Annotated in this window: 29 protein-coding genes; 3 read left to right on the top strand and 26 right to left on the bottom strand. The window is 42.3% G+C overall.

Going from position 1 to position 16,587, the window contains the following annotated elements:
* Window positions 1–14: 14 nt before the first annotated feature.
* From ACO03U_RS11635 to ACO03U_RS11760, 26 genes are all read right to left on the bottom strand, one after another.
* Window positions 15–410 (bottom strand): YopX family protein, encoded by a 396-nt coding sequence (locus tag ACO03U_RS11635; protein WP_204687218.1) that lies wholly within the window; start codon window positions 408–410, stop codon window positions 15–17.
* A 2-nt stretch (window positions 411–412) separates the two neighbouring features.
* On the bottom strand, window positions 413–595 hold the full coding sequence (locus tag ACO03U_RS11640; protein WP_204687217.1) for a hypothetical protein: 183 nt from the start codon (window positions 593–595) through the stop codon (window positions 413–415).
* 169 nt (window positions 596–764) lie between these two features.
* The gene (locus ACO03U_RS11645) at window positions 765–1,187 is read right to left on the bottom strand and encodes a hypothetical protein (RefSeq protein WP_204687216.1); all 423 of its coding nucleotides are present in this window, start codon (window positions 1,185–1,187) and stop codon (window positions 765–767) included.
* The gene (locus ACO03U_RS11650; RefSeq protein WP_204687215.1) at window positions 1,184–1,378 is read right to left on the bottom strand and encodes a hypothetical protein; all 195 of its coding nucleotides are present in this window, start codon (window positions 1,376–1,378) and stop codon (window positions 1,184–1,186) included. The genes ACO03U_RS11645 and ACO03U_RS11650 overlap by 4 nt, the downstream gene beginning before the upstream one ends.
* Entirely contained in the window at window positions 1,375–1,572 is a 198-nt protein-coding gene (locus tag ACO03U_RS11655; protein ID WP_204687214.1) for a hypothetical protein, read from the bottom strand. The genes ACO03U_RS11650 and ACO03U_RS11655 overlap by 4 nt, the downstream gene beginning before the upstream one ends.
* Window positions 1,569–2,129 carry a DUF1642 domain-containing protein gene (locus tag ACO03U_RS11660; RefSeq protein ID WP_204687213.1) on the bottom strand — a complete coding sequence of 187 codons (561 nt, stop codon included), beginning with the start codon at window positions 2,127–2,129 and terminating at the stop codon, window positions 1,569–1,571. Before ACO03U_RS11660 ends, ACO03U_RS11655 begins: the two co-directional genes overlap by 4 nt.
* Before the next feature lie 12 nt (window positions 2,130–2,141).
* Window positions 2,142–3,332, bottom strand: coding sequence for a DNA cytosine methyltransferase (locus ACO03U_RS11665; protein WP_204687212.1), 1,191 nt, complete (start codon window positions 3,330–3,332; stop codon window positions 2,142–2,144).
* A 48-nt stretch (window positions 3,333–3,380) separates the two neighbouring features.
* A complete protein-coding gene (locus ACO03U_RS11670) occupies window positions 3,381–3,596 on the bottom strand; it encodes a hypothetical protein (RefSeq protein WP_204687211.1) in 216 nt (71 codons plus the stop codon).
* 60 nt (window positions 3,597–3,656) lie between these two features.
* Window positions 3,657–4,109 carry a dUTP diphosphatase gene (gene dut, locus ACO03U_RS11675; RefSeq protein ID WP_204687210.1) on the bottom strand — a complete coding sequence of 151 codons (453 nt, stop codon included), beginning with the start codon at window positions 4,107–4,109 and terminating at the stop codon, window positions 3,657–3,659.
* Window positions 4,100–4,606: a hypothetical protein gene (locus ACO03U_RS11680; protein ID WP_204687209.1), complete on the bottom strand. Its 507-nt coding sequence runs from the start codon at window positions 4,604–4,606 to the stop codon at window positions 4,100–4,102. Before ACO03U_RS11680 ends, dut begins: the two co-directional genes overlap by 10 nt.
* Window positions 4,590–4,904, bottom strand: coding sequence for a VRR-NUC domain-containing protein (locus ACO03U_RS11685; RefSeq protein ID WP_204687208.1), 315 nt, complete (start codon window positions 4,902–4,904; stop codon window positions 4,590–4,592). The genes ACO03U_RS11680 and ACO03U_RS11685 overlap by 17 nt, the downstream gene beginning before the upstream one ends.
* The gene (locus ACO03U_RS11690) at window positions 4,901–5,134 is read right to left on the bottom strand and encodes a helix-turn-helix domain-containing protein (protein ID WP_204687207.1); all 234 of its coding nucleotides are present in this window, start codon (window positions 5,132–5,134) and stop codon (window positions 4,901–4,903) included. Before ACO03U_RS11690 ends, ACO03U_RS11685 begins: the two co-directional genes overlap by 4 nt.
* A gap of 284 nt (window positions 5,135–5,418) precedes the next feature.
* Entirely contained in the window at window positions 5,419–7,752 is a 2,334-nt protein-coding gene (locus ACO03U_RS11695) for a phage/plasmid primase, P4 family (protein WP_204687206.1), read from the bottom strand.
* A gap of 13 nt (window positions 7,753–7,765) precedes the next feature.
* On the bottom strand, window positions 7,766–8,275 hold the full coding sequence (locus ACO03U_RS11700) for a DUF669 domain-containing protein (RefSeq protein ID WP_204687205.1): 510 nt from the start codon (window positions 8,273–8,275) through the stop codon (window positions 7,766–7,768).
* A gap of 18 nt (window positions 8,276–8,293) precedes the next feature.
* Window positions 8,294–9,820 (bottom strand): DEAD/DEAH box helicase, encoded by a 1,527-nt coding sequence (locus tag ACO03U_RS11705; RefSeq protein WP_204687204.1) that lies wholly within the window; start codon window positions 9,818–9,820, stop codon window positions 8,294–8,296.
* The gene (locus ACO03U_RS11710) at window positions 9,777–10,529 is read right to left on the bottom strand and encodes an AAA family ATPase (protein ID WP_204687203.1); all 753 of its coding nucleotides are present in this window, start codon (window positions 10,527–10,529) and stop codon (window positions 9,777–9,779) included. Before ACO03U_RS11710 ends, ACO03U_RS11705 begins: the two co-directional genes overlap by 44 nt.
* Complete coding sequence (locus ACO03U_RS11715; RefSeq protein ID WP_204687202.1) at window positions 10,529–11,059, bottom strand: NUMOD4 domain-containing protein; 531 nt, start codon at window positions 11,057–11,059, stop codon at window positions 10,529–10,531. Before ACO03U_RS11715 ends, ACO03U_RS11710 begins: the two co-directional genes overlap by 1 nt.
* The gene (locus ACO03U_RS11720; RefSeq protein ID WP_204687201.1) at window positions 11,049–11,237 is read right to left on the bottom strand and encodes a hypothetical protein; all 189 of its coding nucleotides are present in this window, start codon (window positions 11,235–11,237) and stop codon (window positions 11,049–11,051) included. Before ACO03U_RS11720 ends, ACO03U_RS11715 begins: the two co-directional genes overlap by 11 nt.
* Window positions 11,234–11,710 carry a siphovirus Gp157 family protein gene (locus ACO03U_RS11725; protein WP_204687200.1) on the bottom strand — a complete coding sequence of 159 codons (477 nt, stop codon included), beginning with the start codon at window positions 11,708–11,710 and terminating at the stop codon, window positions 11,234–11,236. Before ACO03U_RS11725 ends, ACO03U_RS11720 begins: the two co-directional genes overlap by 4 nt.
* Window positions 11,707–11,952, bottom strand: a complete 246-nt coding sequence (locus tag ACO03U_RS11730) for a hypothetical protein (RefSeq protein ID WP_204687199.1) — start codon at window positions 11,950–11,952, stop codon at window positions 11,707–11,709. Before ACO03U_RS11730 ends, ACO03U_RS11725 begins: the two co-directional genes overlap by 4 nt.
* Before the next feature lie 50 nt (window positions 11,953–12,002).
* Window positions 12,003–12,254 carry a hypothetical protein gene (locus ACO03U_RS11735; RefSeq protein WP_204687198.1) on the bottom strand — a complete coding sequence of 84 codons (252 nt, stop codon included), beginning with the start codon at window positions 12,252–12,254 and terminating at the stop codon, window positions 12,003–12,005.
* Window positions 12,254–12,421 carry a hypothetical protein gene (locus tag ACO03U_RS11740; protein ID WP_204687197.1) on the bottom strand — a complete coding sequence of 56 codons (168 nt, stop codon included), beginning with the start codon at window positions 12,419–12,421 and terminating at the stop codon, window positions 12,254–12,256. Before ACO03U_RS11740 ends, ACO03U_RS11735 begins: the two co-directional genes overlap by 1 nt.
* 64 nt (window positions 12,422–12,485) lie before the next feature.
* Complete coding sequence (locus ACO03U_RS11745) at window positions 12,486–12,776, bottom strand: hypothetical protein (RefSeq protein ID WP_204687196.1); 291 nt, start codon at window positions 12,774–12,776, stop codon at window positions 12,486–12,488.
* A 13-nt stretch (window positions 12,777–12,789) separates the two neighbouring features.
* A complete protein-coding gene (locus ACO03U_RS11750; protein WP_204687195.1) occupies window positions 12,790–13,086 on the bottom strand; it encodes a hypothetical protein in 297 nt (98 codons plus the stop codon).
* A 12-nt stretch (window positions 13,087–13,098) separates the two neighbouring features.
* The gene (locus ACO03U_RS11755) at window positions 13,099–13,716 is read right to left on the bottom strand and encodes a BRO-N domain-containing protein (protein WP_204687194.1); all 618 of its coding nucleotides are present in this window, start codon (window positions 13,714–13,716) and stop codon (window positions 13,099–13,101) included.
* A gap of 47 nt (window positions 13,717–13,763) precedes the next feature.
* On the bottom strand, window positions 13,764–13,955 hold the full coding sequence (locus tag ACO03U_RS11760) for a helix-turn-helix transcriptional regulator (RefSeq protein ID WP_161526482.1): 192 nt from the start codon (window positions 13,953–13,955) through the stop codon (window positions 13,764–13,766).
* A 151-nt stretch (window positions 13,956–14,106) separates the two neighbouring features.
* On the opposite strand from ACO03U_RS11760, the gene ACO03U_RS11765 reads away from it, so the two are divergent.
* The 3 genes from ACO03U_RS11765 (at window position 14,107) to ACO03U_RS11775 (ending at window position 16,485) form a co-directional block, all read left to right on the top strand.
* Window positions 14,107–14,745: a LexA family protein gene (locus ACO03U_RS11765; RefSeq protein WP_204687193.1), complete on the top strand. Its 639-nt coding sequence runs from the start codon at window positions 14,107–14,109 to the stop codon at window positions 14,743–14,745.
* An 85-nt stretch (window positions 14,746–14,830) separates the two neighbouring features.
* The gene (locus ACO03U_RS11770; protein ID WP_204687192.1) at window positions 14,831–15,238 is read left to right on the top strand and encodes a hypothetical protein; all 408 of its coding nucleotides are present in this window, start codon (window positions 14,831–14,833) and stop codon (window positions 15,236–15,238) included.
* A 98-nt stretch (window positions 15,239–15,336) separates the two neighbouring features.
* On the top strand, window positions 15,337–16,485 hold the full coding sequence (locus ACO03U_RS11775) for a tyrosine-type recombinase/integrase (RefSeq protein ID WP_204687191.1): 1,149 nt from the start codon (window positions 15,337–15,339) through the stop codon (window positions 16,483–16,485).
* Window positions 16,486–16,587: the final 102 nt, after the last annotated feature.

The following is a 16,587-nucleotide window of genomic DNA, read 5'->3' on the forward strand; positions in this document are numbered from 1 at the left end:
CCTCACTCGATTCCCTAGCTTAACAGTTCGGGGTTTTCGTGGATGTTGCCCAAGACTTCATATTTAACAGGTATGAGCATCCCGTAGCCCATTTTGGTAAAAACATTAAAACCAATATAGTAAGTTTCGTCGCCATAATTTTCTTCGTATTTTTGTTCGCCAAACGAGACAGTTACTTGTACTCCATTAGCTAATACAATATCCCCTTCAAAAATCTCCACGCCATTTTTGTCTTTCAAGCCAGTGGATTGCATGAGTTCCCATGTTTCGCCTAATTCACTTTCGTAATAGACTGGATTAAAGTCATCCATCGCAGGCGCTAGGTACCAGAACTCTCCATCAAAATTCAATGTTGCTATATTTATCCAACATAGTTCTTCCTTATCCCACGCTCTAAACTTCGGTATCATTCTTAGTCCTCCTTGCCACTAATAAACGCCACAAGCACTTCTCTCGCCTGTTTACTACTCAATCTGTCAAATGCTTCGCTCTCGCTCATGTACATGCTTTCTACGAGCATGCTTATAATCTCTTTCGGGCGCCGTTCTGCGCCATCTTTCAGCATGTTTAGTATTGTTTGCTGGTCATGTGTCATTCTTCTTCCTCGTCTAGCAAATCCAGAATCTTATTCGTGGCATCCAGCGCATCCTCAACTCGCTTTGTGATATACGATTCTCTGCCGATAACGTCCATTGATCGGTCATACACTCGTATTAACAACATATTTACTATTCTGATATCTTCTAACGTTTCCACATCGCTAATTAGCATTGGTTGCACCCCCATTCCGCAAACGCAGCGAGGACTTGGAATTGTCCGGCTTTAGTCATATATCTGTAGCTCTTATAAACTGGCATATCTCGATAACCCTCTTTAGTTGAGTTAACTCTAAGGCGCCAAATTAATTCAATAGGCTCTATATCAGTTATTGTCATTTTTTTCTTCAACCACTCCAACACGACCTGCTGATCGTCGGTGAGAGAGGGAGAGACTGTCGCTCCCTTAATCTGTTTTATGATTTCTTTCGCCTCTTCTAGCGAGTAGCGAACACTATTCTCGCCCACCTCCTCCACATCTGCGTTCGGAAACTCTGCCAGCAAATCCTCCAACTCGTCCACGTTATAGCAGACAAAATTCATTGACAAGTCGCTGTTTGCTATTGGCGCCGATACTATCCACTTGGTCATTTTGGGACCTCCTCACTCAAATATTTTCCTTTCAAAAATTTAATCTGCTCTCGCGCTCCCAAAATACCTTTGGCAACCATCTCATCTTGGACTTTTTCATCGTAAACACCGATGCTTTTGAGGTGTTCAATAGTCCTGTTTAATTCATCGATTTCCTTGTTAAACATTTCTGCCATCCAAGCTAGGTTCATTCCGCTACCTCCTCAATCTTTTTTAACTCTTCCACTTGAAACAAATGTCGCAGTCTCATCATGGCATCGAATTGGCCTTTCCAATATCGCAGGGCACTGTGTTTTTTAAACTGATAAAACTTAGGCGTTCCCAAGATGTCGATGTTTTGCTTAACACCTTCTATTTCTTGATTGACAACTTCGCTAGGGCTCATACCTCCTCCACACTCCCATCAATCAAGGTCGCTACTGCTTCGGCTTTGGCACGGTCGGTGAATGCCTTAGCGCATTTTTTAGTCCCGAAAATACCCGATAGTGTTTCAGGTCGAAAACTTGTGAAATATATACCAAAATTATTCGCTTTAACCACCCACCGCTTCGGCTTGACGGTGTAGCCGTATCTAATAGCATCAGACAAAATATAAAGTGTATCGGAATCTTGACTTATCCAGTCATAAAACTCTTCACAACGTTTCCAGCTTTCTGGAATAAACCCATCTGCATCGGTGGCATATTCTACATTTTGAAATAGGTCATATATGTCACTTGAATACTTATTAGTTTTTAGCCACTCCGCCACAAAATCAGGCACTTCCACCTTCTCGGCTTGCGGTTCGTCAATCTGCTCCAGTGTGTTAATGGCAATATCATAAGTATTCACTCGGATTTCATTCATCAAACCTTTTCTGCTTCCTTCGCCGAAAAAGCTCATGTCACCGATTGCTTTATCGCGCTTCTTCTCTAAAAGTAAGATCGCTTCTCGCTTGTTCATTTTTGGTCCTCCTCAAACTAATCTTCTTGCAATATCGTAAATTACTGGTACCGTCACAGAATTTCCGGCCTGTTTATATAACTGACTATCACTATTTACTTTTTCCGCTCGGTCAAAGGCCCAATCTGGAAAGCCTTGTAATCGCCAGCACTCTCGAGGTGTCAGTTTGCGAATTGCGAATCCAGTCTGCAACATATTATTCTCATGCCAACTATTCGCTGACATAGTTGGAGCAATTTCATGCAGCCCACCAGCGTTATATCCACGCGGACGTTGGATAATCCCTACGCCATGGCAGCCAATGGTCGTTAGTGTAAACATTTCATCTCCATTTTCCTTGAACCGTCGTCCATTTTGATTTTTATTTACTCGATCAACATCGGAAATTGGTATGACAATTTTGTTACCATCACCTTTATTTGTAGTAAGAGTTGGAGACAAACCTTTACTCGAATAGACCTCTCCATTCATTCCTCGACCGCTTGGATTAATATTTCCAACAACTGCAATCTTTGGCTCCCTATCTCCCCCTTGCATTGTATTTAAACAAGGGGCTATTCCTGATATATCATAAAATCTATTTGTACTATCAAAGTTCAGCGACTCTCTTGTTTTTTTAGAATCATTAATGGGTCTTATATAGTTTTCAGCAGTCGCTCTGTTTTCTCTTTCGAAAGGAAATACTTGCTCGGTACGTTCTCCTCTAAGATGTCCGACAATGAAAACTCGCTCCCTGTTTTGTGGAACGTAGTCTTTAGAGTTATGCACTTCCCATTCCGCATCATACCCAAGTTCATCCAAGGCTCTGAGGATTGTCTCGAACGTAGCCCCTCCTTCGTGATTGAGTAATCCTTTGACGTTCTCAAGGAATAAATAGCGTGGTCTGAGAATAGATGCGAACCTTGCAAGTTCAAAGAAAAGAGTTCCTCGAGTATCTTGGAAACCTCGTCTTTTTCCTGCAATTGAGAAAGCCTGGCACGGAAATCCTCCACAGATAATGTCGATACTTCCGATTCCTCGAATAAATTCATCTGGTACTGTTGTGATGTCATGCATTTCCACCTCGTTAGTCGTATCATGTATCGCTTTATAGCTTTCTCTGGCAAATTTATCAATCTCACAAAAACCGACACATTCGTGACCTGCTTGTTCCATTCCAAGACGGAAACCACCGATGCCGGCAAATAAATCTAAAAATCTCATCAGTTTCCCTCCTCATGGTATTTTCCATTTTGAAAACACCCACTACTTTTATAGGTCTCTCAAACTAAAATCCAAAAATATTTCTTTCATATTTTTAGCCCATACTATCCAATAGCCAGTTGGCAATTGATTTTCAGTCCCTCTATGCTCATTTAGCGTTTTAGCATTCGGAATCCAGTATTTTTTGCATATCCAGAATGACGTTAAGAATATGATTGGAGCTAAAATCAAAGCAAAAATACCCGTAAAAATATCTACTAACACTCTTATCTCCTCCAACTCTTTCCAAAATGGAAATAGTTCGTGCATTTTCTGCACAGATCATTAGATACCCGTACTCCCAAAGCCACCAACACCGCGGTCTGTATCGTCCAGCTCGTCAACTTCCTCAACTTCCACAGTTGGGAGAGGCTGGATGATTAGCTGGGCAATTTTCGCACCCTTGGTAATTTCCAAATAACACTCATCATTCCACACATCATCGGATAGCATTGCGTCTCGCACATCGCAAATCACTTTAATTTCTCCGCGATAATCGCTGTCTATTGTGCCTTCCTGCACGCGTAGGGCTGTCTTAGATGTAAGACCGCTACGACCTTTCAAGCGCCCGTAATAGCCTTCTGGGATAGCAATTGCAATGCCTGTTGATACGCAGACTGTTTGCCCTCTATACAGATTTTTTTCTTCATCCGCAAAAATATCAAATCCCGCATCAGTCGGATGTGCCTTAATCGGCAGTACCGCCGTATCTGTTAGTCGTTTTACTTTTAGTTGCATCTTTCAAATCTCCACCCTTCAAATTTCCCGTCAATCACTGGCGTACCTAGATTTAAAAACTTATACACCGTGCCCCCACAAGCACCAATCTCTCTAACCATGATGCTGATACTGTCAAACATCAGTTCCTCGCCATTTGGCTTAATCGCTTTTGCTTTGGTACTACGTTTGCCATGGCTCGGTTCGTCGGCATCAAACACATAGCCTTTTAGCTTACCTGTCACCGGTGTGCCGATGCGGATTGCTTTATTTATCAGTGCGACAGAGGCCTTCATTGCTTCCGCGCATATAGCGACGGATCGATATTCGACCATGTTTCCGTTTATATCCGTTACACGCACGCAGCGTTGGCGTTTGTCATCAGGCCGAATATGCGTTCCATCCACACCGCATAGGATATCCATAAGTTTTCTTGCTTCTTCTGTCCTCCCAGCGTCCATCAGCCGGCAGACTTTTACGCGTAGGTATTGCTTTTGCTTTTTATCCATTGTTGACAATCGCCAGCGCCTCCTCCACACTACGGGCCACACCGTATAGCACCGGTTGACTCTTTAAAAAATTGCCAAACGTAATCTGTTCTGGACGGAGCTTGCCTTTTTCGTTTTTGACTTCTATGGCGAAAAATTTTCCTTCTTTGGTCCATCCAAATAAATCTGGCCATCCTTTAGGCAGTCCTGTATCAAACCAGCGACCGTCCATCATTTTTACTTTTCCGACGTTACCCCGATAAACAAAGTGACCATACTTGGGCAACTCTCGCCGGATTGCATTTTGTATGTCGATTTCTGCTGTCATAGATCGGCACCATCTAAATAATCAATAGACACTCCATATAGACTTGCCATCTTTTCTCTTGCTAGTTCCCACAACACAGTTTTTCTAGTCTCAAAATTGTGTAAAGCGGAAGTGGAAATTACAGGTCCCTTATCCTCATAAATTTTCTCTTGTAACTTTTTCAGAGAATAACCATGTTTTACCCGTAATTCCTTTGCTCGATTATTTTTTAGGATTTCTTCTCTTTCCATAAAATCAAACCCCTTTCTAGCCCAAACCCTCCCTGTTCAGGGATAGTTTAGAAACTCTGTATCCCTTGTCGCTCTAAGCGTCTTGCCATTTCAGGGAGGGTTTAGCCATTTTTCGTGGTTGCTTCTGTAATTTATATATATTTACTATTTATATTATTTACTCTTACTTAGTAATAACTATCCCTACTATCCCTAAAGAGGTATAAAAGGTAGTAGTACCAAGGGTTTAGGTACAGGGACAGTTACTCCAAAACCCTCCCTGAACTATCCCTACCCTCCCTGTTTTACAAACCAGGAACATTTAGACTAAATTCTCGAAACTCTTTTTTTAAATCAATTCCGACGTATCTCATTCGGCCATCACTTTTTTTCTTTTCGTAACGATCTGCTATTTTCTTCCCAAACACCGTTTGAGAAAACGGGTGCTCGTTCATATCCCTTGCCCACTTGTCGTAGGCCTTAAATAAATCAGTCGCACCAATCGCGTATCCCGGACCCGTTGTGCAGCATTCCTCGATAAATCCGCCGATAACATCCATTTCTTTCCGATACTCCATGGTCGCTTGCTGGATACCAGCGGGAGGTTTTAATCCCTCTCTCTGCCACATCAAGCACCCTTCCACGGCCCAGTTAAAAATACCTGGTAGCTCGATGCGGAGTTTTTCGGTTAAATTTTTATCGACTTTATCAAGTGGTATCTGCACCGTGAACGGTATCAGTGGCAGACGTCGCCAGATACCATCGTCATTGCCCCGGATAATCGGCTTGTGGTTGGTCGCTAACCAAAGTTTGTATTTTGGCTTGTAGTCAAACACGTGCCCGCCTTTAAAGCTGGCAGAAACACTATCGCCACCGGTTAGCTGCTTAATTAATCCTTCGTCTAACCGGACGCCTTCATTTGGCTCGCTTGATGTGACCATTCGTGCACCATCGAGGCGTGCGATATCCTCATTGTGTCCACCGCTACCGCCTTTTTTTACCATCAAGCTATCGGCTTGCATACTTTTCGCATACGTGCCCATGATCTCGGAGACGATATCCAAAAATACTGATTTCCCGTTTCGGCCATTACCATAGAGGATAAACATAACTTGCTCTTTGGTTGATGCAGTTAGGGAGTAGCCAACGGCTTTTTGGATGTAACGGATAAGCTCTCTGTCACCATCAAAAATCTGTTCCAGAAACAGTTCCCAACGCGGGCAGTCCACTTTATCCGTATACTCGGCGTTTGATATCCTAGTAAACATCTTCGTGATATCGTGATTATTTAAGGTCCCGCTTGCTAAATCCACATAGCCGTTCTGTGCATTAAATAGCATGTCTTCACCGTCAAATTCTTCCGGTAGCACTGCTACATTGTGTTTTATCTCTCGCATCATGGCCTCTTTACCGGCATTATTCCGGGAGCGTTTCAGATGTTTTTCTTTGGCTTCGAGATATTTTTTCAGCTCGTCCTCACTGGTACTTTTTGGCACATTAACGGGTTCCTGTTTAAAGATTTCAATCGTCTGGTCAATCCATTTTCGGACAGCGCCGATGTTGTCTTGTTCCCAATTTTTGCCGTTATAAAAGTACCAGCACTTATTGACATAGCTGTATTTGGATAGACTGCCAAAGATATCTAAAAACCGTTCGGCATTTCCAGTATCGTCGTAGCTGTAGTATCGTTTTGGTTCGTTCGGGATATCCGTGGTAATGCCTGGTATTGACAGAAAGTAATCGTCTGCTTTCTTCTTTCCGGTGTAATGGTTCGTACTTTCGGAAACCGCCTTGTTTAATAGCCCGATGCCGTATGTTGTCTTGCCGCGTTTTTGATCGTACTTATCGCGCATGAGTGACGACATTCGGAAAATCTCGTCCATTTTTTGGAAGTCACCGGCAGTCCAGAAAGCTAAGTCGTTGGCAAAAGCCATGTCTGCCTCTGATTGGCTAGAGTAGGCTTTCTCCCAACCACCGTCTAAAAACATTCGGAACCGCTGACCTGTGGCAGAAGCAGTAGCTGTCTCAATGATTTCTTGCACGGATAAATCGTTGCTGTCTCGCCAAGCGTGCTGAAAGTTCCCATTAATTACTTCGCCACTATCTAAGTAGCGCTGGTAGAGGAATTTAATCTGTGGTTCTGGTATCTCGTTAATCTCGTTATTTTTACCAAAGAAATTTCCTGTGATAGCAAAGAACCGGCCATCGGTGTACATTTCAACGTTTCCTTTTCGTCGTCTAGGACCCGGTATCTTCGCTTTTCCAATGATATGCACGCCTTTGCCTGACATAGAAATTTCCGAGTATGTCTTGGTCGAATTCATAAAAACATAAACGATGTTACTTTCTACATCTCCATTTAGGTACCGTTCTAAGTCATCGCCAATATCATCTAAATCAATCCCGATATATGGCGGTTTAAAATAAAATGCTAGGCCGTCTGCCTTAAATCTCCCAATAGCATCGAGAGCGGTCTGAAAATCAGACCACGTGCTCTCGTCGGTGCTACTAGCTAATTTGCCATTAAACGGATTGTGCGGTTTCTTTTTCCATTTTTTTCTGGTTTCGTCCCACTCTCGCTTGTAAATCCCCCACTGGATTAACTCACGGAGTTCGGAGGGAATTTTGTCGTAAGTCATTTATAACTTAGCCTTAAAACGGAAGATCATCATCACTGACATCAATCGAGCTGCTAGGACCAAAATCAGGCGTTTCTTCTTTCGAATTTGTTTTCCAAACATGCTGTAACTGTGGGAATGCACTTGTTTCAAACTTTTTAATGTTGGTATTGTCGTACGTTTTTCCGTTATATTCTGACTGCTCGTTTTTGACTTGGACTTTCGCTACCTTGCCAGAAAAATCATTTAGGAAGTCTTCAAAGCTTGCATAGTCTTTACCATCTTGCAAACCAAAGGTTTTCGCTAAATACATAATCATGCCTCGGTTGTATTTACCTGTTGCTTTCGCTTTCCAGAGTTTATGAAATAGGTGGCTGTTTTTTCGCGGTTGATCAATATCGTTACGGATAATCATGTCGAAGTTGATGTTTTCTGCACCACCTTGCGTCACGTCTTCCCGTGCGTTAAAAATGACTACCTCGTAAGTTCCATCTGGTACCGCTCCAAAGTCCTGTGCTTCATCATAATTTACTTTAAATCCCATTGTGTTTTCCTCGCTTTATTAAGATATTTTATTCGCAAACCATTCCGGTTCTGCCGGCTTTTCCGTAGCCTTTTTAACAGCCCACTCATAGGCCCTTAAAATTGATTCCATTGATAACTCTTTTTCGATTGCTAAGTCTTCCAACTCGGCTATACTAAATTCTTTTCCTGACCATGCAGTCAGTGAGCCAAACATTTTAAACAGTGAATTGCCTTTACCTGCTACCTCTACTTTCGCTTCCGCAATCTCATAATTTGCAGACAGCGGGGCAGTCTTAGAAAATTTCTTCCGTGACAGTCTAGCAATCCGCGCCCGTTCGGTGGTTAGCTCCACCATTTTGACTGTCTCGTCAAACGTGACCGATGATTCTTTTTCCTGTTTTTGGATCTCGGCCATACAAAACGGGCAGTGTGGTTTATCGCCAATTTTTAGCAGACTCTTTAATAAAAACTGCTGTCCACACGTTGGACACGTAATCCTCGGTGGCCCGCCCTCGCTACCAGATGATTTTCGATTTCTGGCAGACAACGTCCACTCAAACTCATCAGCAGGCAGACCTAAGTTAGCACCATTGCCTACGTGGTCTAAGATGATAGATACCTTATCCGGCCGATAACGCATCCCTCTCATCGACTGCTGTAAGTGCAATACGATGGACTGCGTGGGTCGACAAAGGATAATAACTCCCACATCTGGCACGTTAAATCCCTCGCTGATTAAATCCACGTTGCTTAGGATAGTGATTTTCTTAGCTTTAAAATCAGCCATAATCTGGTCGCGCTGTTTAATCGGTGTTTTACCGTCAGCATGTACCGCATAGATACCAGCATCGTTAAACCATTTGACGATTAACTTACTAACCTCAATCGTCGGTGCATAGACTATCGCTTGCTTGCCGTCTGCGTATTTTTGGTAATTGCCCACGATATCCCCTTGAATGGTTGCGTCAGACTCAAAGAGTGCTGCCGAGCTTTCGGCCTCTCGTGTCATGTTTTTAAAGTCCACTTTTCCCCGGTCAATAAGTGGGATAGAAAACCATCGGTATGGCGCTAAACATTGATTATCAATTAACCATTGGATACTTGGACCTTCCACCATCTGATCGTAAATGTCGGTAAATCCATCACCATTCATGCGCCAAGGCGTGGCGGTGAAACCTAATCGCGGTACGTCTGCAAAGTGGTCATAGATTGCTTTGTAAGTTTTTGCTTTCCCGTGATGTCCTTCATCCGTTACGATTAGCGTTGGCTTTCGCATGGTGTGGAGGCGATTTTTCGCCATGACCGCAGACAAGATTAACACTTGCGAGAGCTTAACTTCGTTTTCTTCCAGTGTTTCCCGGATGTTGTCCAGCAACTCTCTCCTGTGGGCTAAAAACAGCACATATCCACCTTTTTCCGCAGCCATGCGAGTAATTTCCGCTATGACTACTGACTTCCCACTACCTGGAGGCGACTGTATCAACACGCCTTTAAATCCTTGTGCTAGATATTTTCTAGCATCACTTACCAGATTGTTTTGGTACGGTCTCAGTTGGTACGCCATTGGCATCACCTACTTCTTTTACTAGGTCTTCTACCAAACATCCATTGCGTTCATCTAGCCGATTTTTTGCATAAACACTTTGATTCGGCTGTAATATTAGGCCTCGTGTCTCCTTGCCGTCTTCATCTTTTTTTGTTACCAATCTTCCAACCACATCACATAGTCCAAGAAAGTTGTTTAGAATTTTTGATCTAATATCCGGCATGGATCGAGTAAAAAACTGTCCGTTTAATTCTGTATAGGTATCCGTAGTTTCCCAAGCAGTAAGAACGATTCGACAATCCAAATTATTCAAAGCTCTTAAACCTCTGAGATTCATAAAATCGGTTCTTTGGTAATCAGCTTGCGACGGGACACCATTGTTTTTACCTTTCTTGCCTAAATCTTCTAATTGCGCTTTAAATAGTTCAGAAATATTGTCCACACAGATATTGTCAAACTTCTTTTCATAAACTGCTTTATTAGTGACCAAATCTGAAATAGTATCAATCCATTCTTGCCAAATATCAGAAGAATCTAGCCTCCACACTTCGATATTTTGCTTGTTTGGATGCTTAGCTAATGTAGACGAGGAACCATCCACATCTAATATCAATGTTTTACCTGGTAGAAATCCTAGAGAATAAGTTTTTCCAAGACCTGGGTTAGCATAGATCATATATGTTCCACTTTTTACAGATAAATTTTCGGCATTGATTTTCTTTACCATTATTCATACCTCCATTTATATCCGTAAGCAGTCTCCCTATTCATAACGTTTCTTGCCGCTCGGCTAATATTTATAGAGTTACCGCCAACAAAGCGAGCTGCTTCCTTCAAAAAATCAAAACGACGTAATTCGTTTCCTTCTAAATCATATTGGACAATTTTTCTTGCTTTGCCATTTATTTTAGAAATAGCCATGTTTAGATTATGAAATCCGTGATTGTTGTTTTCCTTTTGTGTCACCCATTCAAGATTTTCCAAACGATTATCGCTTGGATTTTCATTGATATGGTTAATTTGAGGCTTGTTTTCAGGGTTGCTAATAAAGGCTTGTGCCAACAATCTGTGCAGAAAAAACTTTTTAGCTTTTCCGTTTTTACAAAGCCTAACCATCATATATCCATTTCCGTTATTGGAAATTTTTAGAAAGCTTGTAGTGCATCCTTGACGATATGTGCTTTTTATCCGCCCTAAATTGCTGATTTCATACAAGCCTTCATAACCATCAATAGGACGCCATTGTTCAATCTTCATCTTCAATCACCACGTTTTCTAATCCGAAATCAATAAACATTTCTACCAAACGTCGTAACGGAATGCCTGTTTCACTTTTTAAGGCCAACAATTTTTGGTGCTGGTCAATGTCAATAAACACCGGCATAGTAGCCTTCGAAACTTTTTCTGCTTTCAAAATCAATTGCTTTTCACTCATCTAATCCGCACCCCCTCAGTCTGTACAAGTTCAACACCCGGAATTTCACCGTGTTTCATATCTTCTTTAAGTTGCTTCTTATCAAGCTTTGGCAACTGTGGAATGTAGTATCCTTTTGGTATTAACGTCTCGTTAGTGATGCTAACAGCCACCGGATTCTTCTGTACCCACACAGTAAAACGTGGTGACTTAATCTTATCGATGCCAGTATTTTTCATGGCTTCGTATAGACTTTCTTGCATGATACCGATTTTTTTTTCTATCGCTTGCCGACGTTTTTCGAGACGGTCTTCCTCGTCTTTCAACGTTTTCACATCGGCTTTAAACTGTCGGATAACAATGGCATACCCTTCGGCCTTGTTTTCGATAGCATCTTCTAGGCTGTCTAACGTGTCATGGAAAACAGTTGGATCGATATCTTCTTCCATGTCCAGTAGCGCTCTGTATTTTTCGGATAGATCGTATAACTTCATTTGGCTTCCTCCTTTATCATCTGTGCCAGCAGTATTAACCCGTTGACTAATTCATCTGCATCAAATTGCGCGGATTCTTGCAAACTATCAAATTCCATCGACAGTGCTTTATCAGCGCTATCTTGAAAAACAGCTACTTGTCTGTCCGATACCGTCATGTCAAAAACGATGATGCCTGACGGCTCGTAATCGTCTATCAGTAGCCATCTTGTTTCGATGGATGGGTCTCGTTCGATTTTCATTTCTGCTCCTCCTGTGGTAAAATACAGGCAAATAGTTTTACCTGACTGACTCATTGCTTGCTGGCGGAGTCAGTTTTTTTAATGTAATCCAAACTAATCACCGTGCGTTCACCGTCGTCAATCTCGACTACCGCACTGCACTTTAGCTTGCGGATTACAATACCGATGATGTTGTCATAGATCAGCACGGTATCGCCTTCTTCCACATCACTTTCGATGGACTGCCGAGCGGCCGATGTTTTTAAGTTGCGGGTAAAGCCAACCATCTCGGTTACTCTCCCGATTCCAGTATGTCGTATCATTAGTTTCTCCCTTTCGCCTTGCCGATAACGTAAGTCCCACCGAAAGCGACCGGCATCCACGTTAGTATCATCGCAGCCTTTAGTGACTGTGTAGCCAGAAAAGCTATCACCGTGGCGAGTATTGCCAGCGTAGTCATTACTACGATGGCATCAAATGCTTTTTTCACTCATCAGACCTCCTCTCCACGATCATTGCCGCCGCTGCTATCAACGCGACTACTAAGCTGCCGATTAGCCAGTACATTTCAGCACCTCGCTTGGCGATGGTTTCTTTGACCGGTACCGGCTTGCTTCCTTCCACCGCAGATACCAGATAAACGTGCCAATGTGTATGAACGTCACACCCGGTCGCATGATGCCCGCACGAAATTCCGGGATATCATCCATTTCTTTCAGATAGTCGTAGAGTGTGGATTTTTTTAGGCCGTTGAACCGTATCATCAGCTCTTCTGGACGGTCCCACTCCGCAGCGACTTGTTTCGACTCAACGCTATGGATGAGCTCTTTTAATGTTGGTTGCATGGTTAGGCCTCCTTTAAATGTCAAGTCCCAAAATTTCTATCAGTTGCGACACTTGCGTACTAACCAAATCTTGAAACTCATCAATAGTAATCGGTGTTTCAAATTCTGCTTGTACCAGCTCGCTTAGATTTTCCAGCACGTCTTTAGCAGTTGGTTCTTCCACAGCTACACCGTGGTATTGGGCTTGTTCACACATTAGCTGATAGACAACTTGCAGCTTTGTACCATTTAACTCAGCCAGCATTTCAGCCGTTTCTTCTGGTAGCATTACTGCTAGTGCGTTTTTAATTGCTTGCTGTTGACTAGTCATTTTGATTCCTCCTTACGCCGTCTGCTCTTGCGGTTCCAAACTTGCATATATTTCTTCGCTTACGGATAACTTCAATCCATATCGATCTTTGATTCCCATAAGCTCTACTGTGCTATCTAAAATTTCTTGGCGCTCCACCAACATGTCGGGCGTCATCTCTGCCTTCTTAATCATTTTCGGGAAACCGTGCTTATTTGATACGGCTTTATTCGCAATGACGTTCGCTTTGATAAAGTCGACTCGCACTGGGTTCCGTAATGACTTTTTTAGATTCTGCATAGCTGATTTCTGATGCTCCTTGTCTAGCATTCGGAACACTTGGAAGCCTTCTAGCCCTGTGGACTGGCGTAGTTCTTTGATGATGTCGAAAATCCAACGTTTAAATTCTTTAGCTTCTTTTTTATGACTACCGAAAACAGCATCATAAATGCCAAACTCATTAACCAATACCGACTTCATGTTCATACCCGACAATTTGTCGGACATCAAATCGCTTTTTTCTAAACGTTTTGTCATAGCGTTTGTTTCTGGATAACCTAACGCTTCCGCAACATCTTTCGCCACTGCCCACCACTCATCATTAATATTGACGAATCGTATCTCGTGACCATTCCAGTTTTCTGTTTTCATTGGTTAACCTCCTCTCCGCACTTAAAGTGCGGTTTAAATTAAAAAAATTACGGACGGATTCTATCCGCGTCCACTTTTAGTACATAAGCAATAGCAAAAATGTGCATCGGTTTAACTGCCACTTTTTTGTTTTCCCACTCACTAACCGTCTTTTCGTTGACGCCAAGCTTTTGAGCTAGGGCTTCTTGGGTTAAACCTTTTTCTTCTCGCCACGCCGAAATTGATAATTGCTCTGGCATTTATATCACCTCGCTTCCTTGTCTGTGTCTATACTATACCGCACTAAAAGTACGAAGTCAACACTTAAAGTAAAAAAAGTTTACGTTTTCTTCTTTACTTTTCCTCACTTTGGGTATATGATTAATACATCGAAAGGAGGTATTAAGTAGTATGAAACAATTAACAACAGCTCAACAGCAGCGAGAAATTTTAGCAAACAACTTAAATGAGTTGCTTGAATTAAAAAGAAAAACACAAGCTGATGTGATACGAGATACTGGTTTTGCAGAAGCGACTGTTAGAAGTTGGTTCAGCGGTGAAAAATATCCAAGGCTTGATAAAATTCAAGCTTTAGCAGATTACTTTAATGTTCCGCGTTCCAGGATTACAGAAGAACAGATTGACGGAATGTTAAAAGTAAGTCAACTGGTTTCCATTCCCGTCCTCGGCGATATAGCTTGCGGTGACCCAATCACAGCAGAGGAAAATATCCAAGGCTATCGTGATGAAGTTGCTGATACACTACCGACTGGCAATTTGTTTTATCTCCATTGCAAAGGTGATAGCATGGCCCCTACTATTCCAAACGGCGCCTATGTCTTAATCAGACAACAGCCAGATGTGGAGGACGGCGAGATTGCAGCGGTGCTAGTTAATGGCGACACAGAAGCTACTCTCAAGCGTATCAAACGCCAAGGAAGCTTGGTGATGCTGATGCCAGACAATCAATCGTACGATCCGTATGTAGTAACGCCAGATAATCCTGCAAGAATTTTAGGTAAGGCACTTAAGATGAGCGCTGACCTATAAAAAAATACCCCAGTCGGAGTTGGCGCTGCGGCTAGGGTTAGTATTTAATATCAAAATAATTATATCAAAGAAATGAGGGAAATTAATGAAAAAGTTTGGAATGTCACTGTTGGTTTTGAGTAGTATTTTAGTTTTAGGGGCGTGTGGAAGTAGCGAAGAATCTGCAGAAAACACCGAAAATGACAGTAAAGCAACCGCCGGTGTAATCGCAGAAAAGGTATTAAAAGAACACTATGGCCTGTCTGATGCGAAAGTTGACGTAACGGACGATGATTTTAAAGTAAATCAAATGCCGGATGACGAAAACGCAGATGACGGTACTGAGTATAAAAACGTGTACTCAACTATTGGTGATTTTGAAAACAAAGGGGAATCATATTCTTTTGATATGACCTACTCTTTAAAAGATGATGATAGCTTTAGCGTGATTTATTTCTACACACCATTTGATGACAGCAAAACGATTGATACACCGCTTAAAAGTGAGCAATAAAAAAAACACGCCCCTCCTCCACAGACAGGCGTGCTACCAAATAAACGGCTAGGCTTATTTAGCTATGCCTATTATATCAATGATAGGAGTTGATTACAATGTGGATGGAAACATTGCCAGACGGCAGGTTTAAATATATTGAGCGCTACAAGGACCCGTACACCGAGAAATACAAGCGGAAGTCGATAATCTTGACCAGCGACAGCAAACAAGCACAGAAGAAAGCGCAGAAGTTGCTAGATGATAAAATTGGAAAAGTGAGCCAAAAGAAACAAACGGATCTCACACTCAAACAACTGTTTGACGAGTGGTATCCTATCCACAAGAAAAAAGAAGGTATCCGCCCCTCCACCATCAGCGCATACAACGCACAGCAGAAAGTCATTTTTGATCATATAGATGGTGAGACGTTAATCAAAAATGCAGATATCCAGTTGTTTCAGACATTTTTTGACGGCTTAGACTACTCAAACGATTATATTAGTGGCATGAAATCTCAGTTAAATCAGGCCTTCCGCTATGCTATCCGTTTGGAGTATTTAGATAGCAATCCGCTCGAAAACGTGCAAGTCGTATACAGAAAAAAAGAGCAATCTGATCGAGACAAAATTACTAATAAGTACCTCGAAAAAGACGAGGCCGAACGTTTGATCAAAGAACTATACCGCAGGCCCTCGACATATCGTGTAGGTAGGCTTGCGGAGTTTATGTACTTAACGGGTTGTCGGATAGGTGAGGCCGTCATATTAACGCCAGAGGACTTTAAAAATGATTTTGGTGTACTATGTATCACCGGCACGATTAACTACCAGAACGGCTTTAGAAGAGCCAAAAAAGGACCACCGAAGACACCTACCAGCTTTAGAGATATAGATTTAACACAACGATGTTCAGCACTTGTTGAGCGCACAATGAATGAGACTAAGTTAGATAGTCTTACAATTGACGGATATTTAAAAGGCGGATACTTGTTTGTATCAAAAAACGGTACGCCAATGCCGTATAACTCGTTTAACGTAGCCCTTGGTCGTGCTGGTAAACGCATCGGTCTGGAGCACAAAACTCTCACTTCTCACATCTTCCGCCACACACATGTATCCTTGTTGGCAGAAAATGGCATACAGCTTGCAGCGATCATGGAGCGTGTGGGTCACGAGGACTCGGACATCACAAATAAAATCTATACTCATGTTACCAAAAAGATGCGTGCCAGTATCACGGACAAGCTATCTGATTTAGGTTTGTAAGTTGCCCCTTAGTTGCCCCTTTTACCAATAAAAATAAAATAAAAAAAGAAGGAAGCCCGTTGTTATAGGCTTCCTTTCACAGTCTTATTTGACTGCGTCCTT

The organism is Enterococcus diestrammenae (assembly GCF_049384045.1).
GTDB lineage: Bacteria > Bacillota > Bacilli > Lactobacillales > Enterococcaceae > Enterococcus_C > Enterococcus_C diestrammenae.